Source organism: Streptomyces malaysiense (assembly GCF_000980885.2).
GTDB classification, from domain to species: Bacteria; Actinomycetota; Actinomycetes; order Streptomycetales; family Streptomycetaceae; genus Streptomyces; species Streptomyces malaysiense.
Window position 1 is genome coordinate 1 of the sequence record NZ_LBDA02000001.1, and the last position, 26,716, is coordinate 26,716.

26 protein-coding genes and 1 pseudogene are annotated in these 26,716 nt (G+C 73.7%); 9 read left to right on the forward strand and 18 right to left on the reverse strand.

Going from position 1 to position 26,716, the window contains the following annotated elements:
- Nucleotides 1-382 precede the first annotated feature (382 nt).
- From VT52_RS39625 to VT52_RS00035, 8 genes and pseudogenes are all read right to left on the reverse strand, one after another.
- A pseudogene (locus VT52_RS39625) lies at nucleotides 383-598 on the reverse strand (IS5/IS1182 family transposase); the annotation flags it as partial.
- Nucleotides 599-717: 119 nt separating this feature from the next.
- Nucleotides 718-1,683: a pirin family protein gene (locus VT52_RS00005; protein ID WP_046426705.1), complete on the reverse strand. Its 966-nt coding sequence runs from the start codon at nucleotides 1,681-1,683 to the stop codon at nucleotides 718-720.
- 66 nt (nucleotides 1,684-1,749) lie between these two features.
- Nucleotides 1,750-2,100 (reverse strand): hypothetical protein, encoded by a 351-nt coding sequence (locus VT52_RS00010; RefSeq protein WP_046426704.1) that lies wholly within the window; start codon nucleotides 2,098-2,100, stop codon nucleotides 1,750-1,752.
- Entirely contained in the window at nucleotides 2,097-2,750 is a 654-nt protein-coding gene (locus VT52_RS00015; RefSeq protein WP_046426702.1) for an RNA polymerase sigma factor, read from the reverse strand. The genes VT52_RS00010 and VT52_RS00015 overlap by 4 nt, the downstream gene beginning before the upstream one ends.
- Nucleotides 2,751-2,812: 62 nt before the next feature.
- A complete protein-coding gene (locus tag VT52_RS00020) occupies nucleotides 2,813-3,229 on the reverse strand; it encodes a hypothetical protein (protein WP_046426700.1) in 417 nt (138 codons plus the stop codon).
- A gap of 192 nt (nucleotides 3,230-3,421) precedes the next feature.
- Nucleotides 3,422-4,390: a pyridoxal-phosphate dependent enzyme gene (locus VT52_RS00025; protein ID WP_046426699.1), complete on the reverse strand. Its 969-nt coding sequence runs from the start codon at nucleotides 4,388-4,390 to the stop codon at nucleotides 3,422-3,424.
- A gap of 197 nt (nucleotides 4,391-4,587) precedes the next feature.
- Entirely contained in the window at nucleotides 4,588-5,940 is a 1,353-nt protein-coding gene (locus tag VT52_RS00030) for a vWA domain-containing protein (RefSeq protein WP_046426697.1), read from the reverse strand.
- On the reverse strand, nucleotides 5,937-6,794 hold the full coding sequence (locus VT52_RS00035) for an AAA family ATPase (protein WP_046426695.1): 858 nt from the start codon (nucleotides 6,792-6,794) through the stop codon (nucleotides 5,937-5,939). The genes VT52_RS00030 and VT52_RS00035 overlap by 4 nt, the downstream gene beginning before the upstream one ends.
- 200 nt (nucleotides 6,795-6,994) lie before the next feature.
- Between VT52_RS00035 and VT52_RS00040 the strand changes: the two genes are divergently transcribed.
- The 3 genes from VT52_RS00040 to VT52_RS00050 are packed head-to-tail and all read left to right on the forward strand — an operon-like array spanning nucleotide 6,995 to nucleotide 9,275.
- A complete protein-coding gene (locus VT52_RS00040) occupies nucleotides 6,995-7,675 on the forward strand; it encodes an ABC transporter permease (RefSeq protein ID WP_046426693.1) in 681 nt (226 codons plus the stop codon).
- Nucleotides 7,672-8,343: an ABC transporter permease gene (locus VT52_RS00045; protein ID WP_046426692.1), complete on the forward strand. Its 672-nt coding sequence runs from the start codon at nucleotides 7,672-7,674 to the stop codon at nucleotides 8,341-8,343. Before VT52_RS00040 ends, VT52_RS00045 begins: the two co-directional genes overlap by 4 nt.
- The gene (locus VT52_RS00050) at nucleotides 8,340-9,275 is read left to right on the forward strand and encodes an ABC transporter substrate-binding protein (protein WP_046426733.1); all 936 of its coding nucleotides are present in this window, start codon (nucleotides 8,340-8,342) and stop codon (nucleotides 9,273-9,275) included. The genes VT52_RS00045 and VT52_RS00050 overlap by 4 nt, the downstream gene beginning before the upstream one ends.
- 27 nt (nucleotides 9,276-9,302) lie before the next feature.
- Here the strand turns inward: VT52_RS00050 and VT52_RS00055 are convergent, their stop codons facing one another.
- From VT52_RS00055 to VT52_RS00070, 4 genes are all read right to left on the reverse strand, one after another.
- Nucleotides 9,303-10,457 carry a betaine/proline/choline family ABC transporter ATP-binding protein gene (locus VT52_RS00055; RefSeq protein WP_046426690.1) on the reverse strand — a complete coding sequence of 385 codons (1,155 nt, stop codon included), beginning with the start codon at nucleotides 10,455-10,457 and terminating at the stop codon, nucleotides 9,303-9,305.
- Nucleotides 10,458-10,519: 62 nt separating this feature from the next.
- Nucleotides 10,520-11,164, reverse strand: coding sequence for a LutC/YkgG family protein (locus VT52_RS00060; RefSeq protein WP_046426687.1), 645 nt, complete (start codon nucleotides 11,162-11,164; stop codon nucleotides 10,520-10,522).
- Entirely contained in the window at nucleotides 11,161-12,636 is a 1,476-nt protein-coding gene (locus tag VT52_RS00065; protein ID WP_046426685.1) for a LutB/LldF family L-lactate oxidation iron-sulfur protein, read from the reverse strand. The genes VT52_RS00060 and VT52_RS00065 overlap by 4 nt, the downstream gene beginning before the upstream one ends.
- Nucleotides 12,633-13,388 carry a (Fe-S)-binding protein gene (locus VT52_RS00070; RefSeq protein WP_046426682.1) on the reverse strand — a complete coding sequence of 252 codons (756 nt, stop codon included), beginning with the start codon at nucleotides 13,386-13,388 and terminating at the stop codon, nucleotides 12,633-12,635. The genes VT52_RS00065 and VT52_RS00070 overlap by 4 nt, the downstream gene beginning before the upstream one ends.
- 261 nt (nucleotides 13,389-13,649) lie before the next feature.
- On the opposite strand from VT52_RS00070, the gene VT52_RS00075 reads away from it, so the two are divergent.
- On the forward strand, nucleotides 13,650-14,951 hold the full coding sequence (locus VT52_RS00075) for an alpha/beta fold hydrolase (protein ID WP_046426681.1): 1,302 nt from the start codon (nucleotides 13,650-13,652) through the stop codon (nucleotides 14,949-14,951).
- 60 nt (nucleotides 14,952-15,011) lie between these two features.
- Here VT52_RS00075 and VT52_RS00080 read toward each other — a convergent pair whose 3' ends face one another.
- Entirely contained in the window at nucleotides 15,012-16,166 is a 1,155-nt protein-coding gene (locus VT52_RS00080; protein WP_046426732.1) for a glutathione-independent formaldehyde dehydrogenase, read from the reverse strand.
- Between the two features lie 209 nt (nucleotides 16,167-16,375).
- Here VT52_RS00080 and VT52_RS00085 point away from each other — a divergent pair, with 209 nt between their 5' ends.
- Nucleotides 16,376-17,227: a pentapeptide repeat-containing protein gene (locus VT52_RS00085; protein WP_046426731.1), complete on the forward strand. Its 852-nt coding sequence runs from the start codon at nucleotides 16,376-16,378 to the stop codon at nucleotides 17,225-17,227.
- Between the two features lie 55 nt (nucleotides 17,228-17,282).
- On the opposite strand, the gene VT52_RS00090 is transcribed toward VT52_RS00085, so the two are convergent.
- On the reverse strand, nucleotides 17,283-18,857 hold the full coding sequence (locus VT52_RS00090; RefSeq protein WP_079174753.1) for a cytochrome P450: 1,575 nt from the start codon (nucleotides 18,855-18,857) through the stop codon (nucleotides 17,283-17,285).
- A 121-nt stretch (nucleotides 18,858-18,978) separates the two neighbouring features.
- Between VT52_RS00090 and VT52_RS00095 the strand changes: the two genes are divergently transcribed.
- Nucleotides 18,979-19,584, forward strand: coding sequence for a TetR/AcrR family transcriptional regulator (locus VT52_RS00095; protein ID WP_046426678.1), 606 nt, complete (start codon nucleotides 18,979-18,981; stop codon nucleotides 19,582-19,584).
- 129 nt (nucleotides 19,585-19,713) lie between these two features.
- Nucleotides 19,714-20,439, forward strand: coding sequence for a DUF2470 domain-containing protein (locus VT52_RS00100; RefSeq protein WP_046426677.1), 726 nt, complete (start codon nucleotides 19,714-19,716; stop codon nucleotides 20,437-20,439).
- On the opposite strand, the gene VT52_RS00105 is transcribed toward VT52_RS00100, so the two are convergent.
- The 3 genes from VT52_RS00105 to VT52_RS00115 form a co-directional block, all read right to left on the reverse strand.
- A complete protein-coding gene (locus VT52_RS00105) occupies nucleotides 20,407-21,600 on the reverse strand; it encodes a lactonase family protein (RefSeq protein ID WP_206306399.1) in 1,194 nt (397 codons plus the stop codon). The genes VT52_RS00100 and VT52_RS00105 overlap by 33 nt on opposite strands.
- An 87-nt stretch (nucleotides 21,601-21,687) precedes the next feature.
- Entirely contained in the window at nucleotides 21,688-22,938 is a 1,251-nt protein-coding gene (locus VT52_RS00110) for an FUSC family protein (RefSeq protein ID WP_206306400.1), read from the reverse strand.
- Nucleotides 22,939-23,031: 93 nt separating this feature from the next.
- Nucleotides 23,032-23,526, reverse strand: a complete 495-nt coding sequence (locus tag VT52_RS00115) for an FBP domain-containing protein (RefSeq protein ID WP_046426674.1) — start codon at nucleotides 23,524-23,526, stop codon at nucleotides 23,032-23,034.
- Nucleotides 23,527-23,608: 82 nt separating this feature from the next.
- On the opposite strand from VT52_RS00115, the gene VT52_RS00120 reads away from it, so the two are divergent.
- Both VT52_RS00120 and VT52_RS00125 read left to right on the forward strand, forming a co-directional pair.
- On the forward strand, nucleotides 23,609-24,493 hold the full coding sequence (locus tag VT52_RS00120; protein WP_046426672.1) for a DUF3626 domain-containing protein: 885 nt from the start codon (nucleotides 23,609-23,611) through the stop codon (nucleotides 24,491-24,493).
- Between the two features lie 141 nt (nucleotides 24,494-24,634).
- Complete coding sequence (locus VT52_RS00125; protein ID WP_046426670.1) at nucleotides 24,635-25,927, forward strand: ROK family transcriptional regulator; 1,293 nt, start codon at nucleotides 24,635-24,637, stop codon at nucleotides 25,925-25,927.
- A 30-nt stretch (nucleotides 25,928-25,957) separates the two neighbouring features.
- On the opposite strand, the gene VT52_RS00130 is transcribed toward VT52_RS00125, so the two are convergent.
- Nucleotides 25,958-26,710 carry a dienelactone hydrolase family protein gene (locus VT52_RS00130; protein ID WP_046426668.1) on the reverse strand — a complete coding sequence of 251 codons (753 nt, stop codon included), beginning with the start codon at nucleotides 26,708-26,710 and terminating at the stop codon, nucleotides 25,958-25,960.
- Between the last annotated feature and the right edge of the window lie 6 nt (nucleotides 26,711-26,716).

Sequence of the window (26,716 nt, forward strand, 5' to 3'; positions counted from 1 at the left end):
CCCACCCTTTCAACCTCAGCGTCACGTACCGCGCTCGCGGAGGCGGCCGAACTGGATCAACGCTGTTGCCGCAGTGCTTCCTCGACCCTTGCCCTGGTCCGCCTTATCGCCCATGGGCCGGCTATCAGGACCGCAAGAGCAACCACACCCGAACTGACCAAGGTATTGGTCCACGGTGTTCCGCTCTGCCTCCACACCACGATCGTCGACGCAGTAACCACAGCGTCGACCCCGAGCAGGACTGCCCATAGGCGGCCCGTGGACATCGATCTATCAGACATAGGTCGTACCTTACGACGTGGTGCGTGACAATGACCGAGGCACTGCCGAGGCGTGAAGTAGGCCGTGTGGCTCGGGTGTTGTTGTGAGGCAATACCTGGGCCGCACGGCCTTGTCCCAAGCGAGGTCCAGGTCCGCCGTCCGCGCGCGAACCGCCCCGGCCGGGTGCACGACCGGACGGCGCTGCGGACCGAGCGCGTCGACGCGCGGCCGCGTTCAGCTCGGCCAGGAGCACTTCGTGGAGCCGCTGCCACACACCGGCCTCGGTCCAGTCCCGCGGCCTGCGCCGGCACGTCATGCCCGAGCCGAACCCCGGCCCCGGGGTCGATCGGCTCCCGAGGGCAGCGTCCAATGGCCTGGCCGCCACAGATGCTCTGTGCGGGGCGGGCGGCGGGATCGTCTCGAGCCTACCTGATCGGAAGACCGGACCTTCCCAGGTCAGCGCGCCCTTCCGCGTGGTTTCAACGGCACCTCCGGCAGCTTCGGGGCGTGCAGCGGGGCGCCGTCGTACCCCTTCACCTCGCCGAATCGGGCTCCCTTCATCCAGTCCTCGCGGGCCTGTTCGATCTCCTCCTGGGTGCGGGCCACGAAGTTCCACCACATGATGAGCTCCTCGGCGAAGGGCTCGCCGCCCAGGAGCATGACGCCGGCGTCGGACTCGGCGCGCAGGGGGAGTTCGGAGCGGCCGCAGCCGAGGTAGAGCATCGAGCCGGGCAGGACCGGTACGCCGTCCACGTGGACCTCGCCGGACATCGCGAGGACGCCGTACTCGAAGTCGGGGTCCAGGGGCAGCCGGACATCGGCACCCCGGGTGAGGGCGAGGTCGGCGCCGACGATCGGGGTGTAGGCCGTGCCGGGGGAGACGGCGCCGTCGAGAGCGCCCAGGAGCACCGTGCCGGTGAGGCCGGGCGCGGTGACCGTGGGCAGCTCGGCGTGGAACTCGAACTTCGGTTCCGTGTGCCGGTGCGCGTCGGGCAGCGCCACCCACAGCTGGGCGCCGTGCAGGAAGCGGGCGTGCGGGCGGGGGCTCTCCTCGGAGTGGCTGATCGCGCGCCCCGCGGTCATCAGGCCCAGCTGCCGGGGCCGGATCGTCTGGAGGCTGCCCGTGGAGTCGCGGTGCAGCACCTCGCCCTCGTGCAGCCAGCTCACCGTCTGGAGTCCGATGTGGGGGTGCGGCGGGACCTGCATGCCGGGCTCGTCGGCGATGTCGTCCGGACCGTAGTGGTCGACGAAGGCCCACGCGCCGATCATGCGGCGGCCGAGGTTCGGCAGCAGCCTGCGCACCTCGGTCGATTCCCCCAGCTTGACCTGGCGGGGGCTCAGCAGTTCGCGGACGGGTTCGGCGACGACGAATCCACGGCCACCGCAGGCGGTCGGCTCGGGCGCGCGGTCAAGGTTGCTCATGCGGCCCAACTTAGCGGTGCCGATGCCGAACCGGCGGGCGTGGGCGGGTGCAATTCGCCACCGCGCTCACGGCGGGTCCGACTCCGGGGAGGAAGGGCTCGCCACGGGCGTGGGCGAGGCTGAGCCCGGCACCGGTGAGGGGGTGCTGAAGGTCGGGCGCGGGGGGCGGGCCGGTTCCGAGGGCCGGGTCCCGCTGTCGCGGAGGGTGAGGAGGACGAGGGCCGCCACCGCCGCGAGGGCCAGCAGCCCCACCACGGTCCCGCGCAGCGACAGACGGTGAGCCCTGAGCGCGCCGGACGGCGGACGCAGGGGGCGCAGATCGGCCGGTCCGACGGCGTTCGCGCGGGCGGCCAGCGCGGCGCGCAGCCGTTCCTCGACGGGTTCGCGGACGGCTCCGTCGACGGGGGAGTGGTTCATCGCAGACCCTCCAGACGCCGGCCGAGGGCGTCCAGGGCCCGGCTGGCCGTGGACTTCACCGCCCCTCTCGACAGACCGAGGGTCGCCGCGATCTCGGCCTCCGTCAGATGCGACCAGTAACGCAGCACCAGTACCTCCCGTTGGCGCCGGGTCAGGGTGCCAAGTGCCGCCAGCACCTCCCGGTGGTCCTCATGGATGAGCACGTCCTCCTCCGGCGCGGGCGCGTGTCCTTCCGGCGCCGGCGGATGCGCCCGTACGGTCCTGCGCCGACGCAGCACCGAGCGGGCCGTGTTGACCACAGTGGTCCGCAGATACGCCTCCGGGTCGTCCAGGGCGGCGAGCCGATGGCCGTGCCGGCGGAACAGCGCGGTGAACGCGTCCTGCACGACGTCCTCGGCCGTGGGCAGATCGTCCACCAGCAGCACCGCCAGGCGCACCAGGGGCAGCCGGCGGTGGTGGTACAACTCCTCGATCCCGGGCGGGGGTTCGGGCGTGGTCGTCCCCGCGGCCGGACGCGGCGGCCCGGACACGGTGTCCCCGCCAACGTGGATACGGGCCAGCAGCCGGGTGAACATCCGCCGCGGTGAAGGGACCTGGGCCGTTCCGGCGCGTGCCCAGGGCAGGGCCGCCGATGGTGTGGCTGTCGTCATGGATCTCCCGGGGCCGGGTGCGGGGAACCGCCGTACGACGGCGCCCCGCACCCGCCCCTGCCTCAGTGCTGTGCCGGAACCGGCGCCGGAACGGCCGGGCCGTGGTGCGGGGTGGCGGGCGTCGACGGCACCGGCGACGGGGACGCGGAGTGCGCCGGCACCGGGGTCGGGGTGGCCGTACCGCCGGGGACGGACGGCACGGGGGTCGGGGTGGCCGTACCGCCGGGGACGGACGGCACGGGGGTCGGGGTGGCCGTACCGCCCGGGACCGACGGCACGGGGGTCGGGGCGGCCGTACGTGCCGGGACCGGCTTCGGCGTCGCCGCGGTGCCGGGGTGACCCGCGGCGTGGTGGCCGGACTGCGCGGCCTGCGCGGCCACGGTGCCGGTCACGGCGAGTGCCGCGCCCAGCGCGGAGACCCCCAGAGCGGTGCGCAGCCTGCGCGCGCGGTTCGGGCGGGGGACACGATGTGCGGACATGGGTTCCTTCGGGGTCGAGGTCGGACAACTGGTCGAAGTGGAGGCCTCCACCCGGACAGACGTCCGACCCCGGTCGAGGTTGCGGGTCCCGGCCGACGAATTTCCCGTACGCGTCTCACCGCCCCGGCCGACGGGGTCCCCGCACCTCGTGACGCCCCCCGTCCCCTCGGCGAACCCCCGCCGCGCGGCCTCTCAGAACACCTCCGTGCCCTCCTCCGCGGCCGTCACCGCCGCCGCGTGACCGAACAGCCCCGGCAGCCCACCGGTGTGCACGAACACCGTCTTCTCGCCGGGCCGCACCGAGCCGTCACGCACCGCCGCCGACAGCCCGGCCAGGGCCCGGCCCGTGTACGTCGGATCCAGCACGATCCCCTCGGTACGCGCGGCCAGCCGCAGCGCCCCGGCCACCGGCTCCGTCAGCGCCGCGTAGCCCGCACCCACCTGGTCCCGTCGTACCCGCAGCCGCTCCGCCACGACCTCCTCCGAGGTGAGCGGCGTCGCGAACGCCACCACCGCGGCGGCCGGGTCGGCCAGCGCACCGACGTCGACGCCGAGGACGCGACCGCTGCCGAGAGCGGCGACCAGGCCCGCCATGGTGCCGCCCGAGCCGAGCGCGATCACCGCCGTGCGCAACTCCGGCAGCTGGGCGCGCAGTTCCTCGCCGCAGCGCGCGTAGCCCCGGGCGCCCAGGGTCCCGGACCCGCCGAACGGGATCAGCGCGGGACGTTTCCCGTCCGCGCGCAGCCGGGCGCACACCCCGGCCGCGGCCGCGTCCAGACCGGCCTGGTCCACCTCGCCCGCCCAGGCGACCCTGGCCCCGAACAGCCCGTCGAGCGCGAGGTTCCCGGAGCGGGAGGCACCTGGGGCACCGCGCAGCACCAGCACGACGCCGAGGCCCAGCCGGGCGGCCGCGGCGGCGGTCAGCCGGGCGTGGTTGCTCTGCGCGGCGCCCGTGGTCACCAGCGTGTCCGCACCCTCGGCGAGCGCCGCGCCCACCGTCCACTCCAGCTTGCGGATCTTGTTGCCGCCCCCGCCCAGACCGGTCAGGTCGTCCCGCTTGATCCAGAGGTCCTCCGGGCCGAGCCCCAGCGCGGCGGCCAGCCGGGGCGCCGGTTCCAGCGGGGTGGGAAAGGTGCCGAGCGGCACGGGCGGGGGCGTCATGGGCGGATCCTCGGGGCAGGAGGGCGGGGCCCTCGGTACGGCGGTGGCGGAGGGCCGGAGCCCCGGTTCGGTGACGGCGGTGCGACGATCAGTCGATCACAGCGGGGTCCCCACGTCATTCCACAGGTCCCCTACGTCACTCCGCAGGTCCCGTACGTCACTCCGGCACGGCACGGCGTCACACCGCGGCCCCTCTCTCACACCGGCAGCAGCCGCCCCACCAGCTCCCCGAGCTGCCGCGCCGTGCGGCACTCGTGCATCTCCACCAGTTCCGCGTACGCCGGCGCCGCCGAGTCCCCGGTGCCCCACTGGCCGGCCGGCTCCGGGTTCAGCCAGTACACGCGCCGGGCCCGCCGGGCGATCTCGCGGACCGCGGACAGGTTCGGGTCGCTCTGATTGGTACGGGCGTCGCCGAGGACGAACACCGTGCCGCGCGGGCCGACCGCGGCGCCGTACCGTTCGGTGAACTCGCCCAGCGCCATGCCGTAGTCGCTGCTGCCGTGCCAGCCGGTGAGCGTGGCCTCCTCGCGGATCCGGGCGCCGAGGCCCTCGGGGTCGGCGCGGCCGTGGTCGAGCAGGCCGGTCACCTCGTCCAGCCGGTTGACGAAGGCGAACACCCGGACCTTGCTGAACTGGTCGTGCAGCGCCTGCACCAGCAGCATGGTGAAGTCGGAGAAGCCCGACACCGAGCCGGACACATCGCAGAGCAGGACCAGTTCGGGGCGGACCGGGCGGCGCCGGCGCAGCACCGGGCGCATCGGGACGCCCCCCGTCGACAGCGAGGAGCGCAGGGTGCGGCGCAGGTCGACGGTGCCGCGCGTGGCCCGGCGGCGGCGCGCGGCGAGCCGGGTGGCCAGCTTGCGGGCCAGCGGCTGGACGGCCCTGCGCAGCTCGGCCAGCTGGTCCCTGTTCGCGAACAGGAAGTCCACCCGGTCGGCCGTCGGGCGCACCCCGCGCCGCGCGATCTCGTCCCGCCCGCGCCGCTCGGCGACCCGGCGCCGCGCCTCCGTTCCGACCAGCCGCCGGAACTCCTCGATACGGCGCCGGATCTCGTCGTCCAGCAGCCGGTCGGCGAACTGGCCGCCCTCGCCCGCGCCGGCCCGTACACCGGCCCGCACCCGCGCCAGCAAGGTCTGCGGACGCAGCCGTTCGAGAGTCTGGTACGCCGACCATCCGTCCGAACCGGGTGAACTCCCGTATCCGCCGAAGCCGTCGACCGCCTGGGCCGCCAACCGGGCCATCAGGGCGCGGTCGTCGGCCGCCAGCGCCTCGGCCAGCCGGTCGCGCAGACTCTCCCGGTCGGTGGGGCCGGTGTCCGGGGCGCCCACCCCGCGCGGGAAGTACAGGTCGAAGATCGGGTCGAACACGGCGCGTTGGGCCGGACCGTGCAACAGGGTCGCGGCCAGCCCCTCGCGCAGCAGCTCCCGGTCCGCGAGCCCCAGCGCCTCGGCCGCGCGGGCCGCGTCCACCGTCTCCCCGGTGCCGATCCGCACCCCGTGCGTCCGCAGCGCCCCGACCAGGCCGGTGATCCGCTCGGCGGGGTCCGTCACAGCGCGTCCAGGTCGAGCTTGGCCGCGGCCTTCTGGATGTCGTCCTGGTGCTTGAGGATCACGCCGAGGCTGTCCCGTACGACACTCTCGTCCAGGGTGTCCGCGCCCAGCGCCAGCAGCGTGCGGGCCCAGTCGACGGTCTCGGCGACGGACGGCGCCTTGCGCAGGTCCATCGCGCGCAGCGCCCCGACCACCCGGACGACGGACTCCGCCAGCGCCTCGGGAAGGCCCGGCACCTTCAGCCGTACGATCCGCCGCTCCAGCTCCTCCTCCGGGAAGCCGATGTGCAGGAACAGGCAGCGGCGGCGCAGCGCCTCGGACAGCTCCCGGCCCGCGTTGGAGGTGAGCACGACGAACGGCCGGCGGGTCGCGGTGACCGTGCCCAGCTCCGGCACCGTGATCTGGAAGTCGCTGAGCACCTCCAGGAGCAGGCCCTCCATCTCGACATCGGCCTTGTCGGTCTCGTCGATCAGCAGCACCGTCGGCTCGTCGCCGCGGATCGCGGTCAGCAGCGGGCGCGGGAGCAGGAACTCCTCGCTGAAGATGTCGGTCCGGGTCTCGTCCCAGCTCTCGTCCCGGCCCGCGCTGATGCGCAGCAACTGCTTGGCGTGGTTCCACTCGTACAGGGCACGGGACTCGTCCACGCCCTCGTAGCACTGGAGCCGCACCAGGCGGGCTTCGGCCACCGCGGCGACGGCCTTGGCCAGCTCGGTCTTGCCGACCCCGGCGGGGCCCTCCACCAGTAGGGGCTTGCCCAGCCGGGCCGCGAGGAACACGGTGGTGGCGACGGCGGGCGAGGCGAGGTAGCCGGTCTCGGCGAGGCGGGCGGAGACATCGTCGACGGACGTGAACAACGGGGTCCTCCGGCGGGGTCGGGGAGCGGGGTGCGGAATTCCACCCGAGCCCTCCTATCTAAGCGCTTGTTCAGCACCCGTGTCACGCACGGATTCCCGTCCCGGCCGTACGCCCCGTTCCAGGCCCGGTCGTACGCGCCCTCCCTCGTACGGCCCACCACCGCGCGCACACCGGCTGCCCCGCCCGGTGCAATGGACCCGTGACCGCGGCCCCCGACGACTGCCTCGCGCGCAACGAGTGGATCTGCGGCGCCTATCTGAGCAGCCGCCGGGGAATCCTGCTCGACGCGGTCGTCCAGCACCTCCAGCTGACCTCCCTCGCGGTCCTGATCGGCCTGGCCGTCGCGGTTCCGCTCGCGGTGCTGGCCCGCCGCTGGGGCTGGGCCGCCGGACCGGTGCTCGCCCTCACGACGATCCTCTACACCATCCCGTCCCTCGCGATGTTCTCCCTGCTCCTGCCCCTCTACGGCCTCTCCGCCACCCTCGTCGTCGCCGGGCTGGTGCTGTACTCGCTCACCCTGCTGGTCCGCAACCTGCTCGCGGGCCTGCGCGCGGTCCCGGAGGAGACCCGGCAGGCCGCGCGCGGCCTCGGCTACGGCCCGATCCGGCTGCTGCTCACCGTCGAGCTGCCCCTCGCCCTGCCCGCCGCGATGGCCGGGCTGCGCATCGCCACCGTCTCCGCCGTCTCCCTGGTCACGGTCGGCGCGATCGTCGGCTACGGGGGCCTCGGCAACCTCGTCTACGCGGGCATGAACACCTACTTCAAGGCACAGGTGCTCACCGCGTCCGTGCTGTGCGTGCTGATCGCGATCGCCGCGGACCTGCTGCTGCTGGGCGTCCAGCGGCTGATCACGCCCTGGACGAGGGCGGCGCGCGCATGAGCACGCTCACGGCCACCTGGGACTGGCTCGCCGACCCCGCGCACTGGTCCGGCGACAACGGCGTGTGGCACCGGCTGCTCCAGCACCTCCTCCTCACCGTCGTCTGCCTCGTGCTGAGCTGTCTGCTCGCGCTGCCCGTCGCCCTGGTCCTCGGTCACCTCGGCCGGGGCGGGGCGCTCGCCGTGAACATCTCCAACGCCGGCCGGGCGGTGCCCACCTTCGCCGTGCTGGTCCTGCTGCTCCTCACCCCGGTCGGCAACTGGGGCGAGGGCCCCACCGTCGTCGCCCTGGTGCTGTTCGCGGTGCCGCCGCTGCTCACCAACGCCTACGTCGGGATGCGCGGGGTGGACCGGGGCGTCGTCCAGGCCGCCCGGGGCATGGGCATGACCGGCCGGCAGCTGATGTTTCACGTGGAACTGCCCCTTTCGCTCCCTCTGCTGATGAACGGGGTGCGGATCGCGGCCGTACAACTCGTCGCCACCGCCACCATCGCGGCGCTCGCGGGCGGTGGCGGGCTCGGCCGGATCATCACCGCGGGGTTCAACCTCGCCAGCACGCCCCAGGTGGTCGCGGGCGCCCTGCTGGTCGCCGTGTTCGCGCTCCTCGTGGAGGGCGGCTTCGAGATCGCCGAACGGCTGGGTCCCGCGTGGGCGAGGGGCGGGCGATGAGACGCGTCCCGTGGCTGCTCACGCTGCTCGCCCTCGCCGGCTGCGCCACCGGCCCCTCCCTGGAGAACCGCGGTCAGGTCACCGCGCCCCCCGGGGACAGCCACCACCTCACCATCGGCTCGGCCGGCTTCACCGAGAGCGACCTGCTCGCCCAGATGTACGCCCAGCTGCTGAACCGGGCGGGCTACAAGACCTCGGTCCTCACCGTCGCCAACCGGGAGCTGTACGAACCCGCCCTGGAGTCCGGCCAGATCGACGTCGTGCCCGAGTTCGCGGCCACCTTCGCGGACTGGCTGAACGCCAAGGTCCACGGCGGCGACGCACGACCCGTCGGCTCACCCGACCTCGACACCACCATGGACGCCTTGCGCGCGCTCGCCGCCCCCCGGGGCCTCACCGTGCTGCCCCCGGGCCGGGCCGTCGACCGGAACGCCTTCGCGGTGAGCGCCGACTACGCCCGCCTGCACCACCTCAGGACGCTCAGCGACCTCGGCGCGTCAGGTCTGAAGGTACGGCTCGCGGCGGGCGACGAATGCGTGCGGCGCCCGTACTGCGCACCGGGCCTGAGGAGGGAGTACGGCATCGACGTCACCGGCGTCGACCCCAAGGGCGTCGGCACCACCCCGGCCAAGCGAGCGGTGCGGCAGGGCCGGGACCAGATGGTGCTGACGACCACCACGGACGCCACCCTCGACCAGTTCGGGCTCGTCCTGCTCACCGACGACCGGCAGCTCCAGAACGCCGACTACGTGGTCCCGGTCGTCAACCGCGCCCGCGCGGGCGGCCCCGGAGTCACCAAGGCCCTCGGACGGCTGGCCGACGTCCTCACCACCGCGGACCTGGCCGACCTGAACGAACAGGTCGACAGCTGGCGCAGGCTCCCCGCCGACGTGGCCCGCGCCTACCTCAGGGACAAGGGCCTGCTGAAGTAGGCCTCCCGCATCCGCGCGCACCGGGTCTCACGCGTCGGACACCGAGTCGAAGGGCACCTGCCCGCGCGCCACGCCCCGCGCGTCCGCGTCCACCGAGCGGCGCAGCGCCTCGTGCAGCTTCGCCGGGGTCAGCACCCCGAGGAAGCGCGCCCCGTCCAGCACCGCGACCCACCCGGCGTCGTGCTGGAGCATCACCCCGAACGCCTGCTTCAGCGGCGCCCCGACCGGTACCCACGCGGTCATCCGATGGGCGAACTCCCCGACCGTGCCGCCCGCCGCGAGGTCCGCCGCCCCGACCCAGCCGTGGAGGTCGCCCCGCTCGTCCAGCACCACCGCCCAGCGCGCGCCCTGCTCGCTCAGCCGCTCCCGGGCCCGTGCGGCGGGCTCGTCGGGCCGGGCCACCGGCGGCTGCTGGAGATCGTCCGGCTCGATCGCGGTCACCGAGAGCCGCTTCAGCCCCCGGTCCGCGCCCACGAACGAGGCGACGTACGACGTGGCGGGCGCCCCCAGCACCGCCCCCGGGGTGTCGAACTGCTCGATGCGGCCCTGCCCGTACACGGCGATCCGGTCCCCGAGCCGGACGGCTTCCTCGATGTCATGGGTGACCAGCAGCACCGTCTTGCGCACCGCGGCCTGCATCCGCAGGAACTCGTCCTGCAACTGCTCGCGCACCACCGGGTCGACCGCGCCGAACGGCTCGTCCATCAAGAGCACCGGCGGGTCCGCCGCCAGTGCCCGTGCCACCCCGACCCGCTGGCGCTGCCCGCCGGACAACTGCTCGGGGTAACGCGGTCCGTACGTCTTCGGGTCCAGGCCGACCAGGTCGAGCAGCTCGGCCGCCCTGGTCCGCGCCTTCGCCCGCTTCCAGCCGAGCAGCGCGGGCACGGTCGCGGTGTTGTCCAGCACCGTGCGGTGCGGGAAGAGCCCCACCTGCTGGATGACGTACCCGATGCGGCGGCGCAGCCGCACCGGGTCGACCGCCGCGATGTCCTCGCCGTCGACGCTGATCCGCCCCGAGGTCGGCTCGATCAGCCGGTTCACCATCATCATGGTCGTCGTCTTGCCGCAGCCCGACGGGCCGACCAGCGTCACCAGCTCGCCCTCGGCCACCTCGAAGGACAGGTCGTCCACGGCCGTCGTACCGTCCGGGTAGCGCTTCGTGACGTGCTCGAACCGGATCATGTCCCCACGCTAGCGGCGCCACGGGTGGGACGCGCGGCGGCGCCGGGCGCCGTCTTCGTGGTTCAGCCGTCCAGCAGGATCACTTCCAGCGTGCGCGGCCCATGGACGCCCTCCACCCGGTCCAGCTCGATGTCACTGGTGGCCGAGGGACCGGAGATCCAGGTCAACGGGCGGGTGGGATCGAGGCGTTCGAGGGCCTGGGGAACCGACGCCACGACCTGCTCGGGTACGCGGACCACGCAGATGTGGTGGTCGGGGACGAGCGAGATACGGCGCCGGCCCTGGTCGGGGGAGCCGTCGAGGACGACGGTGCCGGTCTCGGCGATCGCCACGGCACAGCCGGTCACGACGCTGCCGACCCGGTCGAGCCGCTGCGGGGTGTCCGCGGCCCGGTCGTGGATACGCACCAGGTCGGCCGCGGCCGTCCACCAGGGCGGCAGTTCGGGGGGCACCACCGCTTCCTGAGAGCCGTGCGCGGCCAGCAAGCGCATGACGAGGAGCGGCAACTCCTCCGCATCGGCGCGGTGCACGATCGCCCGGTAGTCCGCGAGGTTCTCGGCCAGCAGCTCGACCGTCTCCTCCACCGTCCGCTTCCCGTGCTCGCGCAGATAGTCCCGGGGCACGGCCTCCTCGTACGGCCGCTCGTCCGGGGGCACGTCGGCGAGCGCGCGCCGCACCCGGCCCAGGATCCGCTCCCTGCTGTTCACTTGGCGTCCTTTCCGCCGCGCGTGCGCAGCCACCAGTCGCGGAAGGGCTCCGCGGGCACCGCCGGCAGATCCCGGGTGCCGGACCACGCCCGGCCGGGGCCCGGCAGGGCGCGCGGGTGCAGCCGGCGGGAGCGGGAGGCGAGCCGCTGGCCGGTGCGCAGGGCGCTCGGGTGGCCGAACGCCCAGGCGGCCGCCCGCATCGCGGCGCGCTCGGCCGCGTGCCCCCTGGCGGGGCGCAGCACCACCTTGTTGCCGCGGCGCACCGCCGGGCCGCCCTCGACGACCCGTTCACGCAGATGCACCAGCACCTCGGGGATGTCGATGGCGACCGGGCACACCTCGTAACAGGCACCGCACAGGCTCGACGCGTACGGCAGGGAGGCGTCGATCTCGCTGGCGGTGCCCCGGAGCTGCGGGGTGAGGATGGCGCCGATCGGGCCCGGGTAGACGGAGCCGTAGGCGTGTCCGCCGGCCCGCTCGTACACGGGACAGACGTTGAGGCAGGCCGAGCAGCGGATGCAGCGCAGGGCCTGGCGGCCGACCCGGTCGGCGAGGGCGTCGGTGCGGCCGTTGTCCAGCAGCACGAGATGGAAGGCGCGCGGGCCGTCCTCGTCGGTGGTCCCCGTCCAGGTACTGGTGTAGGGGTTCATCCGTTCGGCGGTGGCGGAGCGGGGCAGGGTCTGGAGGAAGACCTCCAGGTCGCGCCAGGTGGGCACGATCTTCTCGATGCCGACGACCGAGATCAGCGTCTCGGGCAGGGTCAGGCACATCCGCCCGTTGCCCTCGGACTCCACCACTACCAGGGTGCCGGTCTCGGCGACCATGAAGTTGGCGCCGGAGATGCCCACCTTGGCCCGCAGGAACTTCTCCCGCAGATGCAGCCGGGCGGCCTCGGCGAGGTCGGCGGGCGTGTCGGTGAGATTCTCGGGGGCGGGCCGGCCCCAGGCGGCCATCTCGTGCGCGAAGATGTCGCGGATCTCGCCGCGGTTGCGGTGGATGGCCGGGACGAGGATGTGCGAGGGGCGGTCCTTGCCCAACTGCACGATCAGCTCGGCGAGATCGGTCTCGTAGGCGCGGATGCCCTCGGCCTCCAGCGCCTCGTTGAGCCCGATCTCCTGGGTGGCCATCGACTTGACCTTGACCACCTCCGACTCGCCGGTCTCCTTGACCAGCCCGGCCACGATCCGGTTGGCCTCGTCGGCGTCGGCGGCCCAGTGGACCGTGCCGCCGGCCCCGGTCACCGACGCCTCCAACTGCTCCAGATAGCGGTCGAGATGGCGCAGCGTGTGGTCCTTGATCCGGCGCCCCGCCGCACGCAGCCCGGCCCAGTCGGCCAACTCGGCGACCGCGCGGGCGCGTTTGGCGCGGATGGTGTGGGTGGCGTGCCGCAGGTTCGCGCGCAGGGTCGGGTCGTCGACGGCGGCGCGCGCGGCCTCGGGAAAGGCCGGCATGCCGACGAATGTGCTGCTCACAGCGCCGGGTCCTCCTCGGTGCTCGCCAGGATCTCCGCGATGTGGACGGGCCGGACGCCCGCCCGGAGACGGGACAGGGTGCCCCCGATGTGCATCAGGCAGGAGTTGTCGGCGGCACACAGCACCTCGGCGCCGGTCGACTCGGCGTTGCGTACCTTGTCCGCGCCCATCGCGGCCGAGACCGCGGCGTTCTTCACGGCGAAGGTGCCGCCGAACCCGCAGCACTCCTCCGCGCCGGGCAGCTCCACCAGGTCCAGCCCCCGCACGGCCGCCAGCAGCCGGTGCGGCCGCTCCCCGAGGCCCAGGCCGCGCAGGCCGTGGCAGGTGGGGTGATAGGTGACCGTGTGCGGATACCAGGCGCCGACGTCCGTCACGCCCAGCACGTCCACGAGGAACTCCGTGAGCTCGTACGTCCTCGGCACCACCGGCGCGAGGGTCCGCGCGAGCGAGTCCCCGCGGCCCTCGGCCCTGGCCCGCTCGCCCATCCGGGGATACAGCTCCCGCACCATCGCCCCGCACGACCCGGAGGGCGTCACGACCGCCTCGTACTCCCCGAAAACCTCCGCGAACCGCCGCGCCAGGGGCTCCGCCTCGTGCCGATACCCGGTGTTGTAGTGCGCCTGCCCGCAGCACGTCTGCCCCATCGGGAAATCGACCTCCACCCCCAGCCTGGTGAGCAGCTTGACCACGGCCTTCCCGGTCTCCGGATAGAGCGCGTCGTTGACGCACGTCAGGAACAGGGCGACTCGCATCGCGGCTCCTCGGCATAGATCACGGGGCGCGATGCAGCCTAATCGCCGCGGGGGCGGTGCTGTAGACCGTCGAGCCGGGGCGTGGCGCGTGCCTCGGCATGCGCGGAAGGCACCGCGCCTCGCCCGACGACGCCTGGCCGTGGGGCCCGGCCGGGCCGGGCCCGCGGCCGCGCGCCCCGGCGGACCGCCACCCGTCCGCCCCGGCTCACCCCCTCGTGTGCTGAACTTGACCCGTCCTCATCACCCCTCCCGGGAGACCCGTTGAGCATCAGCTACCGCCAGCCCGGCGTCGTTCTGACCGATCGCCGGTTCACCGTGCCCCTCGACCACGCCGATCCCGGCGGCGAGAGCATCGAGCTGTACGCGCGGGAGGTGGTCGCGGGGGACAAGGCGGGCGGAGAACTGCCCTGGCTGCTGTACCTCCAGGGCGGTCCGGGCTTCGGGGCGAACCGTTTCGTCGGACGGCAGGCATGGCTCGACCGGGCCCTCGACGAGTACCGGGTGCTGCTGCTCGACCAGCGCGGTACGGGGAGTTCCACCCCCGCCACCCGGCAGACCCTGCCGCAGCGCGGCGGCCCGGCCGCGCAGGCCGACTACCTCGCCCACTTCCGCGCCGACTCCATCGTGCGCGACTGCGAGGCCGTCCGCGCCGAGGTCACCGGCGGCGCCCCCTGGACCGTCCTCGGCCAGAGCTTCGGCGGCTTCTGCACGGTGTCGTACCTCTCGCTCGCCCCCGAGGGCCTGGACACCGCTCTGATCACCGGCGGACTGCCCTCCCTCGACGCCCACGCCGATGACGTCTACCGGGCCGCCTACCCCCGCATCGAACGCAAGGTCGCCGCGCACTACGCCCGGTACCCGCAGGACATCGAGCGGGCCCGTCGCATCGCCGACCACCTGCTCACCCATGACGTGGTCCTGCCGAACGGCTACCGCCTCACCGTCGAGGCCTTCCAGTCCCTCGGCCTCATGCTCGGCAGCGGCGACGGCAGCCACCGGCTGCACCACCTGCTGGCGGACGCCTTCGTCCGCACCCCGGCGGGACACGAGCTGGCGGACGCCTTCCAGGAGCAGGTCCAGAACCTGCTGTCGTTCGCGGGCCACCCCTTGTACGCCCTCGTCCACGAGTCGATCTACGGCCAGGACGCCCGCCCCACCGCCTGGGCCGCCGAACGCGTCCGCGCCGAGTTCCCCCGCTTCGACGCCGCGAAGACGCTCGCGGGCGACGAGCCGCTGCTCTTCACCGGCGAGACCATCCATCCCTGGATGTTCGAGACCGATCCCGCCCTGCGCCCGCTGCGCGAGACCGCCGAACTGCTCGCCGCCCGCGCCGACTGGTCCCCGCTGTACGACCGGAACCGCCTCGCCGCCAACGAGGTCCCGGTCGCCGCGGCCGTCTACCACGACGACATGTACGTCGACGCCGGCCACTCGCTGCGCACCGCGCGCGCCATCCGCGGCCTGCGCACCTGGGTCACCGACGAGTACGAGCACGATGGGCTGCGCAGCGGCGCGCCCCGGGTGCTGGACCGGCTCCTCGCGGTGGTCCGGGACGAGGTGTGACACCGCGGGTCCGGGCGTCCCGTGCGGGCGCCCGGACCCCCGGCCCCGACCGGCCGGACCTCACGCGGCGAGCGTGTGCCCCGGGTGCAGTACGACCTTGGTGTAGCCCTCGATCCGCTTGTCGAACTTCTCGTACGCCTGCGGCGCCTGGTCCAGCGGCAGTTCATGGGAGACCACGAAACTGGGCTTGGCCCGCTCGGCGATGATCAGATCGCGCAGCTGGCGGTTGTACCGCTTTACGTTGCACTGACCGGTGCCCATCTTCTGGCCCTTCTCGAACATCTTGCCGATCGAGACCAGGAGCTGCCCGTGCTTGGCGTGCTCGTCGGGCCCGCCCGGGTCGGACGGCACGTACAGACCCGGCACGCCCAGCCTGCCGGTCGCCCGTACCGTCTCCACCAGCGCGTTCAGGACGCCGGCCGGTTCCTCATGGCTGGTGTCGTCGTGCGCCTGGGCCTGGTAGCCGACGGCGTCCACACCCTTGTCCGTGCCCTCGCCCTTCGTCTGCGCCCTGATCTGTTCGGCGGGGTCGCCCTTGGTGAAGTCGATGGGGATGGCCCCGATCTGCTCGGCCTTGGCCAGCCGCTCGGGCACCCGGTCCACCACGAACACCTTGGACGCGCCGCGCAGCAGCGCCGAGTAGGCGGCCATCAGGCCCACCGGACCGGCGCCGTAGACGGCCACGCTCTCGCCGGGGGACACCTGGGCCAGCTCACAGCCGTGATAGCCGGTCGGGAAGATGTCGGCGAGCAGCACGAAATCGGTCTCGAACTGTTCGCCCGGCGGCAGCTTCAGACAGTTGAAGTCGGCGAACGGCACCCGCAGATGCTCGGCCTGACCGCCCTCGTAGGGGCCCATGGCCACGTAACCGTAGGCGCCGCCGGCGAAGCCGGGGTTCACCGTCAGACAGAACCCGGTCTCGCCGGCGAGGCAGTTCTTGCAGAATCCGCAGGCCACGTTGAACGGCATCACGACGCGGTCGCCCACGGACAACGAGGTCACTCCGTTGCCGATCTCCTCGATCACTCCGAGGTTCTCGTGCCCGAAGACGATGCCCGGCTCGGCCGCCGTGCGGCCCTCGTACATATGCAGGTCGGAACCGCAGATCGCGGTCGACGTGACGCGTACCAGCACATCGTTGGGATGCTCGATGCGCGGATCATCGACGTCTCGCACCGTCACGCTGAACGGCTTTTCGTAGACGACGGCTTTCACCTTGGTCACCTCCGCGTGGAACGCTGGATGACGGCGGCGAGCCGGAACCGGGGGAGCAGGCTACGTCTACCCGGGCCCTCGGTACGTGCCGGAGCCCCCGTGCGCGCGCATCACCGCCGGTACTTCCAGGTAACTCCCCCGCGCCGGGGGTCGCAACCCCGGCCCGGCGGGCCCGGATTCCGGCTGGTCGGCGCCGGTAGACTGTGCTCATGCCAGATCAGACAGCCGGACTTCCGGAGCTGCGCGGGGACTGCGGAAGCTGCTTCGGGCTGTGCTGCGTCGCCCTGCCCTTCGCCGCGTCCGCCGACTTCGCGCTCGACAAGCCCGCGGGCCGCCCGTGCCCCAACCTCGCCACCGACCACCGCTGCGGCATCCACGCCCGGCTGCGGGACAGCGGTTTCACCGGCTGCACCGTCTACGACTGCTTCGGCGCGGGCCAGAAGGTCTCGCGGCACACCTTCGACGGGCAGGACTGGCGTACGGCGCCGAAGGACCGGGCCCGCCGGATGTTCGAGGTCTTTCCCGTCGTACGACAGCTGCACGAGCTGCTCTGGTACCTGACCGAGGCGCTGTCCCTGCCCGCAGCCCGTCCCCTCCGTGCCGGGCTTCGACGGGCGCTGGAGGAGACCGAACGCCTCACCCTGCTGCCCGCCGAGGAGCTGGCCGCGCTGGACGTCGCCGCGCACCGTTCGGAGATCAACGTGCTCCTGCTGCGCACCAGCGAACTGGTTCGGGCCGGGGCGGCGGGCGGCAAGGGCGGCAAGGGCGGGAAGAGCGGCAGGGGCAAGGACCGCCGGGGCGCGGATCTGATGGGCGCCCGGCTCCGGGGCGCCGACCTCCGCGGGGCCACCCTCCGCGGCGCCTACCTCATCGCCGCCGACCTGACCGGCGCGGACCTGCGCGAGGCCGACATGATCGGCACCGACCTGCGCGACGCCGACCTCTCCGACGCCGACCTGACCGGCGCCTTCTTCCTCACCCAGCCGCAGCTGAACGCCGCCCGGGGAAACACCGGGACGAAGCTGCCGGGGACGCTGAGCCGGCCGGCGCACTGGGAGTGAGCGGCGCGGCCGACCGGGCGCCGGGTCACCGGGCCGGCCGGCTTCCCCGGGCCGCTCACCTCGGCTCCCGGCCCCCCTCGGCCGCCCGCGCCGGACGGCCCCGGGGAGCGTCACCGCCCTCCGGTGCCGTCGCCGCGCCCTGCCCCGACACCTTCCCCGGCGTCGCGCGGCGCGACAGCCGCAGCCGGAAGTCCTCCGGCATCAGGGTCAGCCGTTCGGTCACCGTCAGCCGGTAGGCGGGGTCCGCGTGGAGGTCGTAGCGGCGCAGGAGGAGTGCGAGGACGAGGGTGGCCTCGTGGAGGGCGAACTGGCGGCCGATGCAGGCGCGCAGCCCGGTGCCGAAGGGCTTGAAGGTGTGCGGGGCACGGCCGCGGACCGCCTGCGGGGTGAAGCGGTCCGGGTCGAACTCCTCCGCCCTGTCGCCCCAGACCTCGGGGTCCCGGTGCAGCATGGGCGTGAGGACCAGGGCCCACGCGCCGCGCAGCATCGGATGGTCACCGGCGAGCACCGTGTCCCGGCGGGCCTCGCGGGCGAAGGCGGGCGCGGTCGGCCACAGGCGGAGCGACTCGTCGAGGACCCGGCGCACATGGCGCAGCTTGGCCACCTGCTCGTAGCCCGGCTGCCCGGTGCCGCCCCAGACGCGGTCCACCTCGGCGCGTGCCTTCGCCGCGATGTCCGGATGGCGGGCGAGGTAGTACAGGGCGAAGGAGAGCGCGCCCGAGGTGGTCTCGTGCCCGGCCACCAGGAAGGTGATGACCTGCCGGCGGACGTTGTGCGCGGACAGCTTCTCCCCGGTCGACGGATGCTCCGTGGCCAGCATCCGGTCCAGCAGGTCCCCGTCACCGCCGCCCGACCGGCGCCGCTTCTCGACCAGGGCGTCGACCGTACGGTTCAGATACGCCATGTCGGCCGCGTTGCGCCGGGACGCGCCGCGCAGCAGCAGCGGGGCCAGCGGGCCGGGCACGGCGTTGAGCCGCTGCGCGTAGGTCAGTGTGCCGATCATCGCCGAGACGAAGGGATGCGGCCGGTCCCGCTCGAAGGAGCCGAAGTCGTGGCCGAACCCGGTCCGCGCGATCGTCTCCAGGGTCAGCTTGGTCATGTCCGCGGGCACGTCCACCGGGCGCCCCGCGGCCAGTTCCCGGTCCCAGCGGTCGGTCAGCCGCCCGGCGACCGCCAGCATCATCCCGTGGTAGCCCTCCATGGCGTCCCGGCTGAACCCGGGCACCAGGACGTCGTGCGCCAGCTGCCAGTTGGGCTCGTGGTTGTAGGCCGTGAACAGCCCGTCCCCGGCGACCGGGCGGAGGTTGGCAACGCCCAGCCCGACGTGCTTGGCGAAGCGGGACTCGTCGGCGAGATCGGCGGCCGGCCGCGCCCCCCACACCAGCACGATCTCCTTGTTGAAGATCCGGCGCCGGAAGACGGGGCCCAGCTCGCGCGCGAACCGCATCGAGTCCTGGACGGGCTTGCGCCGGTCGACCCCCACCACGTCGCCGAGCAGCGGCAGCCGGCGCGGCGGATGCGGGACGCGGTGCAGTTCGGGCCACCCCAGCTCGGCACTCCGAAAGCCCTTCGCCGGCCGCGGATCCCCGGTCTCGTCCGTGGTCCGCGCGCTCCGCGTCGTCTGCGCCATGACGCCGATCTCCCTTGACCCGGCGGGCCGTCGAGCCCCCGGCGCACGCCTGTTGTACGTGGATTCAACAACGGCCACAGTCTGATCCGCTTGCTGAACCGACGTCAAGTAAAGTGACGCCATGCCCGCGAACCAGGGGGAGCGCGCACGGCGCCGTCTCAGCACCGGCGAACGGCGTGAGCAACTGCTGACGGTCGGCGCGCGACTGTTCTCGGAGAGCCCGTACGACGAGGTGTGGATCGAGCAGGTCGCCGATCTCGCCGGGGTGTCCCGGGGGCTGCTCTACCACTACTTCCCGACCAAGCGGGACTTCTTCGCGGCGGTCGTGGAGCGCGAGAGCGAGCGGATGCTGCGCATGACGGCGGCCGAGCCGGGCGTGCCGGCGCGCGAGCAGCTGACCGCGGGGCTCGACACCTACCTCGGCTACGTCGAGGCCCACGCCCACGGCTTCCGCGCCTTCCACCGCGCCGACGCCGCCGGCGACCAGGCCGTGCGCCGGGTCTACCAGCGGGCCCTGGCCGCGCAGGAGAAGCAGATCCTCGCCGCCCTCGCCGCGGACCCCGAGTTCGGGCCGGCCCTCGGGGGTGCCCCGCACCTGCGGCTCGCGGTGCGCGGCTGGCTCGCCTTCACCACCGCGGTCTGCCTGGAATGGCTGCGCGACGGCGAGTCGAGCCGGGAACAGGTACGTGACCTGTGCGCCCGCGCGCTGCTCGGCGCCATCGCCTGAGGCCCGCGCGAGGATCCGGCCGGCGGGTGGCCGCGGCGGACGGGCTCGCCGGGCGCGGACCGGGCGCCTGGTTGGCGTGCGCCCCGATCTCCGATAAGTTAGGCAAGCCTTACCTAGGGAGGTCTCGTGATGGGTGACACGCAGGCATGGACGGCCGCCCCCGGCGCGGCGGAACGGGCGCGCTCGGTGCTCGCCACCGCCTGGTCGTGCGCGGTGACCGCGGGCGGCGCCCGCGAGGAGTACGTCGGCGCGCACACCGTGACCGACGAGGGAGCTGTCCTGCTGACGCTGCCGGAGGACAGCGCCCCGCACCTGGCGGCCCTCCGCGCCCCGCGCCAGGAATCCCGCGCGGTACTGGAGTTCGCCGATGTGGCCCCCGTCCCCGTGCGCGACCGGATCCGCGCCCGCCTCTGGCTGGCCGGCCGGCTCACCCCGGCCGACGGAGCCCTGTGCTTCCACCCCGGCCGGGTGGTGCTGCGGCGCTCCTGCGGCACCGTGCTCGTCGACCCGGGCGAGTACGCCACCGCCCGGCCCGACCCGCTGGCCGTCGCCGAGGCCGGACTGCTCACCCATCTCGCCGAGGTCCACCCGGACGCCGTGGAACGGCTCACCCGGCTGGTGCGGCCCGAGAGCCTGCACGCCGCGATCCGGGTGCTGCCGCTCGCCGTCGACCGGCACGGGCTGACCCTGCGCGTCGAACGCACCCGCGCCCACGGCGACGTGCGCCTGCCGTTCCACACCCCCGCCGACGACCTCGGCCGGCTCGCCGAGCGGGTGCACGCCCTGCTGGCGCAGGCGAGCGCCGCCGGCTGCCCCCGGGCGCTACAGCGGCAGCGCGCAGACGGCGACGGGTGACGCGAACGGCTCGCCCGCGGCGCGCAGTTCACCGCGGTCGGCGTCGACCTGGAAGACGGTCACCGTGCCGGAGCGCTGGTTCGCCGCGAACAGCAGCCGGCCGTCCGGCGAGAAGGCGATCTGCCGGGGGAAGTCCCCGCCCACCGGCACCGTGCCGAGCAGCCGCAGCCGGGCCCCGCCGGCCTCGACGGCGTACCGGGCCAGGCTGTTGTGGCCGCGGTTGGCGAGGAAGGCGTACCGGCCGTTCGCCGTGACCAGCAGCTGCGCCGGGTAGTTGGTGACGTCCCCGGTGGCGCCCGTGGACTGCGGCTCGCCGATGGCCAGCCGGCCGGTGGCGGGGTCGTACGCGCAGACGACGACCGTGTCGTCCGTCTCGTTGGCCAGATAGGCGTACCGGCCGCCCGGATGGAAGGTCAGATGGCGCGGCCCCGCGCCGGGCCGGGTGTGCGCCTGCCCCGCCTCGGCGAGCGTGCCCTTCGCGGCGTCGAGCCGGTAGGTGTAGACGGTGTCGGTGCCGAGGTCCACCGCGAGCAGATGACGGCCGTCGGGGCCGGTGCGGAACTGGTGCGCGTGCGGCCCCTCCTGGCCGGGGCCGGGCGCCGGTGAGCCGTGCGTGACCAGGTCGGTGCGTTCGCCCAGGGCACCCGAGGCGTCGATCGGGTGCACGGCGACACTCCCCGAGCCGTAGGCGGCGCTGAGCAGCCACCGTCCGGACGGGTGCACCGACAGATGGCAGGTACCCGCGCCGCCGGTGCTCCGGGTGCCGAGGACGCGCCGGTCGCCGAGCCGTACGGCCGTCACCCCGCCGTCCTGCCGCTCGTCCACGGCGTACAGCGTCCGGCCGTCCGGGTGGACGGCGAGGTACGACGGGTCGGGGACCCCGGTGAGCGTCCCGGACCCGGTGATCAGGCCGGACTCCGGGTCGTACGAGGCGAGCCCGATGCCGGTGCCCCCGCCCGGCACGGAGGTGTACGTGCCCAGGTACAGCGGGCGGGGCCCGCCGGAGCGGTCGGCGGACCGGCGGCCCGGGGCTCCGGCCGGCGCGGGGTCCGGGGGAGGCGCGGCCGGGGCGGGCACGGCGACGACGGCGGCCGCGCCCGCGCCCATCCCGATGAACCTGCGCCTGCTCCAGCCACCGCCCGCTCCCGCCCGCGTGCTCATACACCCACCTCAGGTCGTCCCGGTCGTCGGCGGCCAGCCTCGCCCGAGCCTGGCCCGAGGGCAAACCCGGCACCGGATGCCGACCGCTCACCACGTACGGTCACCGAAACCCGAACGGCGCCACAGCTCCTCCTGCACCCCGAGCCGCTCGCGCAGCCGGGTCATGCGGGGCAGCTTGGCGCGTTGCTCGCGGGAGACCCGGTCCAGCTCCTCCAGCAGGCGATGGGTGCGGTGCTCGGTGTCCAGCTCGTCGATGATCCGGGTGGTCTCGGTCAGTACGGCGCCCAGCAGCTGCCAGTTCGCCCAGTCCGCGCGGACCTCCTCCCGCAACTGCTCGGCGAGCCGGTCACGGGTGCCGGCCGCGGTGTGCAGCTCGGCCGCCAGCCGGGACTCCGCGGACTCGGCGTCCGCACTCAGGTGGGCCGTCACCAGCACCCCGAAGCTCACCACCGCGTCGCCGATCTCCGACAGCAGCTCCTCCACGGTCGCCCCGGCCGGGGACGGGAACAGGTGATCGGACTCACGGGCCTTCGCCAGATCGGTGAAGGAACGGGCCAGCACCCGCAGCACCACCGTACAGATCTCCAGTGTGTCCAGGCCGGTGCGCAGCACCACCCGGTGCAGCAGGCCCTCCTTGACCCGCGGATTGAGCCGCAGGCTGTCCTCGGCCTGCCGCAGCGAGGCGTCGACCTCGGCGATGTACTGGTCCAGCCGGCGCGCCTCGTGCAGTCGCTCGGCCGCCCGCTCCCAGGGGATGCGGTCCGCGGCCTCCTCACCCATTCGCAGCATCAACTGCCGCACCCGGCGCGCCAGGTCCTCGATCGACCGGCCCGCCTTGTCCACCCACACGGGCGGTGGCAGCAGCAGGTTGCAGGCGGTGCCGACGACCGCGCCGATCAGCGTCTCCACGATCCGCGCCCACGCGGTGAACCCGACGGTGGTCACCCCGAGCACCAGCATCGCGCTGATCGCCACCTCGGCCACGTACTCGTCCACCCGCACCAGGTGGCCGACGGCCAGCGAGGCCACGATCAGCAGTGCGAGGCTCCACCAGGTCAGGCCCACCAGCACGCTGAAGGCGATGGCGACCAGGACGCCGGCCACCACCGCGTTCACCCGGCGGATGCCGTTGGTCAGGGTGGCGTAGAACGTCACCTGGACCACCAGCAGCGCGGTCAGGGGCGCGGTCAGCGGGGCCGGTTCGGGACTGAGCCGGAGCGCGATGACATAGGCGATCGTCGCCGCCGTGGCCGACCGCAGCGTCTGGACGACCACCGGCTCCCGGCGACGCTTCACCAGGCGCAGCAGTCCCTCGGTCCCCTTGCGTACCTCGTGCATCCCTTGGCCTGTTCCCGTTCCCCGGCCGCGCCGAACGTGGCTGTTCGAGGGGGGTGAGGAGTTGGGCCAAACGGCGGTGGCGGGCCCGGGAACTCAGACGTACAGCTTGTCGAGGAACGCGGCCAGATTGGCGGTCGTCCGCGCGATCTGCTCCTCCACGGTCAGGCTCTCCTCGATCCGCATCCCGGAGTCGGGGGTCTTCCTGCCGCGTACGTACAGCGAGCACGAGAGGTCCGTGCACATGTACAGGCCGACCGAGTTGCCCTCGCGGCCCGCGGTGCCCGCCTTGCGCGCGGTCATCAGGGACACCCCGCCGCCGTGGTGGGTGGTCAGGCACAGGGAGCACATGCTGCGGTGCAGGAAGCCGCGCTGGGAGGAGGGGAAGCGCAGGGCGACACCGGCGAGCCGGCCCTCCCGCTCGGTGACCAGATAGCTGCGGTCGGGCGCGCCCGGGTCCCGCCAGCCCAGGAAGTCCAGGTCCTCCCAGGGCCGTTCCTCCAGGTTCCGCGGTACGGCGAGCCGCTTGGCCTCGCCCTTCGAGCAGTTCACGAAAGAGCTGCGGATGTCCTGCTCGGTGAGCGGCTTCATGGAAAATCCTTCGTCGTACGTGCGCCGGACCCGGAAAATGAGGCCCCTGATCAGCCTAGGTACCTCAGGGGAGGGCGGGCCAATGGATTTCCCGGACGGGCTTTCGACACGTGCCCTGCGCGCGCTGCGGCACGTGGCCGCCCACGCCGCCGGGCCCCCGCTCGGCCCCGGCCCGCGCATCACCCTGAACTTCCACCCCGACCGGCTCTCGGGCGGGCTGCCGATCCTCGCCTCGCTCGCCCGGGACGGCGTCTACCACTCCCAGTTCGTCACCGGCACCAGCAACGGCGGGCTCACCGCGCACCCGGGTGGCGACCGGTGGCGCTGGGAGAGCCGGATCTTCGGGGGCGCCTACGACGACGCCGGGCCCGCGGAGCGGCCGGTCTACGGCGCGCTGGACTTCCGCCGCCAAGTGGTGGGCGCCGCGCCGCGCTTCGGTTCCTCGCACCTACGGCTCACCGCGCGGACCACGGCCCGTGCGACCTTCTGCTACCCGGACAGCGCAGCCGAGCCCACGGACTTCGGCGTGGCCTCCGTGATGGGGCTGATCGCCCGCGCCGAGGCGGACGAGCGGGACGCCCTCGACGACTACATCGAGAGCCATGTCCACGGGGGAGTGCTGCTCGCCCGCGACATCGAGGCCCTGGTCCTGGACGCGAGCTACCGCGGCACCCCGGTGGAGTCGGCCGCCCGGCTCCTCCCCTTCCCCCTGGAGTGGCACCCCGGTTACGTCCTCACCGTCGACCGCCTGCGCGAGCACGCCGGCTACCGGGGCCCGCGGTACACGGCCCTCGGTACCCGCATCGCCCGGGACGGCCGCCTGACCCCCCGCCACCTCGGCGACGCGGCCCGCACCGGCCGGTACGACCTCCAGCATCTGAAGATGGTCTGGCACACGCTGGCCCGCTTCGGCGCGCCGCAGGGGGCGGGCACGGCGTCCGCCGCGGACGTGCCCGCGGCGGGCTGAGCCGGCGGTTTCGTCCCGACGGGACGGGCTCATGGAGTCCCTGCTTAGCTCACAGCATGAACTAAGGGTTGGTGGAAAGTCGCGTTCCGGTCGCCCGAAGGAGTATGTTGCAGGTCGGGCATGGTTCGTGAAAGGAGCCGCATGGCGGGGCGGAACGGGCGCACGGTGCGTGACCTTCGGCGGGGCAACCGTACCGCCGTCTTGCAGCGGCTGTACTTCGACGGACCGTTGAGCCGGTTCGAGCTGGGTCCGGCCACCGGTCTCAGCTCGGGTTCGGTCAGCAACGTGGTCGCCGACCTGGTCGCCGACGGGCTGGTCGAGGAGGCCGGCAGCGTCGACTCCGACGGCGGCCGGCCCCGCACCCTGCTGCGCGTCGCCCCGGACAGCGGACAGATGATCGGTGTCGACGTCGGCGAAACCCGGGTAAGGGTCGAGCTGTTCGACCTGGCGCTGAACGAACTCGCCCGCACCGAGCGTCCGTTGACCGCCCAGCGCTACGACGCCGACGTCATCGCCGGACACATCCGCGAGGGCGTCGCCGAGGTGCTGGCGGCGCGAGCCGCCGTGCCCGAGCGACTGCTGGGCATCGGTGTCGGGGTCCCCGGCATCGTCGAGCACACCGCCGACCGGGGCGCCGTCGTGCACGGGCAGACCATCGGCTGGGACGCGGTCCCGCTGGAGCGGCTGCTCCGGACCACCTCCGAACTGCCGGAGAACGTGCGGTACTTCATCGACAACGGCGCCAAGACCCTGGGTCAGGCCGAGATGTGGTTCGGCGCGGGACGCGGCGCCCGCAACGCCGTCGTCGTGCTGTTCGGCTCCGGCGTCGGCGCCTGCCTGGTCACCCCCGAGGTGGAACACGGGCGAGCCGTCGAGTGGGGACATCTGACGGTACGGGTGCGCGGGCGCCGCTGCCGCTGCGGCGCTCCGGGCTGCCTGGAGGCGTACGCGGGCGCCGAGTCGCTGCTCGCCCGCTGGCGGGAGGCGGGCGGCCGGCCGCCCGCCGGGGCCGACGAGGAGACCGCGCTCACCGCCATGCTCGCGGCCGCCTACCCGGCGGACGGCGGCGCGGCGGACCCGGTGGCACTGGCCGTCCTGGAGGAGACCGCCGAGTACCTCGGCGCCGGCCTGTCCGACCTGATCAACCTCTTCCAGCCCGAGCGGATCATCGTCGGCGGCTGGGCCGGGCTCCAGCTCGGCACCCGGTTCCTGCCCGCCGTGCGCCGGCACGCGACGACGTACGCCCTGCGCCACCCCGCGGACAAGGTCGGCATCGAACTCGGCCGGCTCGGCCCGGACGCCGTGACCGTCGGCGCCGCGATCCTCCCCCTGGCCGACTTCTTCACCAGCGGCGGCCACCGCCCCGCCCCGGCCCCGCAGAGCCCGCTCCCCGCCTGGCGGACGGCGTTGCGGGAGCGGACTCCGGGCGCGTGACGGGGCCCTCGGAGTCCCGCGGCCGCGGCCTCAGCCCTCGGTCAGGGTGCGGCCGAGGAGGGGGAGCAGCCGGTCCCAGTGCCGCTGGAACGCGGCGGGGTCGAAGGCGTCGGTGTCCGCCATGGTGAAGCCGTGGACGGTGCCGGGATAGACCTCGGTGCTGTGGCCGACCCCCGCCGCCGCGAACGCCTCCTCGATCGTGGCGATGCCCTCGGGCGTCATGTCCCGCTCGGCGAGGCCGAGGTGCACCTCGGCGGAGAGGTGCTCCGGGATGAGCAGGTGCGGGCTGTCGGGGCTCTTGGTGACCAGGAACCCGGGGTGGAACCCGGCGACCGCGGCCACCCGGTCGGGACGGGCCGTCGAGGTGCGCATGGCCAGCACGGCGCCCATGCAGTAGCCGATCGCGGCGACCGGCCCGGCGGCCGCCTCGGGCTGGTCGGCCAGGAAGGCGAGGTAGGCGTCGGCGTCACGCAGGACGCGCTCGGTGGTGTGCGCCTCGACGAGCGGCATCAGCTGGGCGATGACCTTGGGCCGGATCTCCTCGCCGATGTGCTCGGGCAGATCGGTCAGCGGCGCCGGGCCCTGCCGGTAGTAGACGTTGGGCACGAGCGCGTAGTACCCGTGTCCGGCCAGCTCCCGGGCCATCTCCTCCAGCACGGGCCGCAGGCCGAAGGCGTCGGGGTACACCAGCACGGCGGGATGGCGCCGGTCGTCGTCGGGAAAGGCGGCGTAGGCGTCGGCGACGCCGTCCGGAGTGGGAATGCGCAGAGTCTTGGTGGGCATGATCGA

Coding starts and splice junctions, on each gene's coding strand:
- VT52_RS00005 (WP_046426705.1), bottom strand. CDS start 1,683: ATGAGCAACCTTGACCGCGCGCCCGAGCCGACCGCCTGCGGTGGCCGT.
- VT52_RS00010 (WP_046426704.1), bottom strand. CDS start 2,100: ATGAACCACTCCCCCGTCGACGGAGCCGTCCGCGAACCCGTCGAGGAA.
- VT52_RS00015 (WP_046426702.1), bottom strand. CDS start 2,750: ATGACGACAGCCACACCATCGGCGGCCCTGCCCTGGGCACGCGCCGGA.
- VT52_RS00020 (WP_046426700.1), bottom strand. CDS start 3,229: ATGTCCGCACATCGTGTCCCCCGCCCGAACCGCGCGCGCAGGCTGCGC.
- VT52_RS00025 (WP_046426699.1), bottom strand. CDS start 4,390: ATGACGCCCCCGCCCGTGCCGCTCGGCACCTTTCCCACCCCGCTGGAA.
- VT52_RS00045 (WP_046426692.1), top strand. CDS start 7,672: ATGAGCACGCTCACGGCCACCTGGGACTGGCTCGCCGACCCCGCGCAC.
- VT52_RS00050 (WP_046426733.1), top strand. CDS start 8,340: ATGAGACGCGTCCCGTGGCTGCTCACGCTGCTCGCCCTCGCCGGCTGC.
- VT52_RS00055 (WP_046426690.1), bottom strand. CDS start 10,457: ATGATCCGGTTCGAGCACGTCACGAAGCGCTACCCGGACGGTACGACG.
- VT52_RS00070 (WP_046426682.1), bottom strand. CDS start 13,388: ATGCGAGTCGCCCTGTTCCTGACGTGCGTCAACGACGCGCTCTATCCG.
- VT52_RS00085 (WP_046426731.1), top strand. CDS start 16,376: ATGCCAGATCAGACAGCCGGACTTCCGGAGCTGCGCGGGGACTGCGGA.
- VT52_RS00090 (WP_079174753.1), bottom strand. CDS start 18,857: ATGGCGCAGACGACGCGGAGCGCGCGGACCACGGACGAGACCGGGGAT.
- VT52_RS00095 (WP_046426678.1), top strand. CDS start 18,979: ATGCCCGCGAACCAGGGGGAGCGCGCACGGCGCCGTCTCAGCACCGGC.
- VT52_RS00100 (WP_046426677.1), top strand. CDS start 19,714: ATGGGTGACACGCAGGCATGGACGGCCGCCCCCGGCGCGGCGGAACGG.
- VT52_RS00105 (WP_206306399.1), bottom strand. CDS start 21,600: ATGAGCACGCGGGCGGGAGCGGGCGGTGGCTGGAGCAGGCGCAGGTTC.
- VT52_RS00110 (WP_206306400.1), bottom strand. CDS start 22,938: ATGCACGAGGTACGCAAGGGGACCGAGGGACTGCTGCGCCTGGTGAAG.
- VT52_RS00115 (WP_046426674.1), bottom strand. CDS start 23,526: ATGAAGCCGCTCACCGAGCAGGACATCCGCAGCTCTTTCGTGAACTGC.
- VT52_RS00120 (WP_046426672.1), top strand. CDS start 23,609: ATGGATTTCCCGGACGGGCTTTCGACACGTGCCCTGCGCGCGCTGCGG.
- VT52_RS00125 (WP_046426670.1), top strand. CDS start 24,635: ATGGCGGGGCGGAACGGGCGCACGGTGCGTGACCTTCGGCGGGGCAAC.
- VT52_RS00130 (WP_046426668.1), bottom strand. CDS start 26,710: ATGCCCACCAAGACTCTGCGCATTCCCACTCCGGACGGCGTCGCCGAC.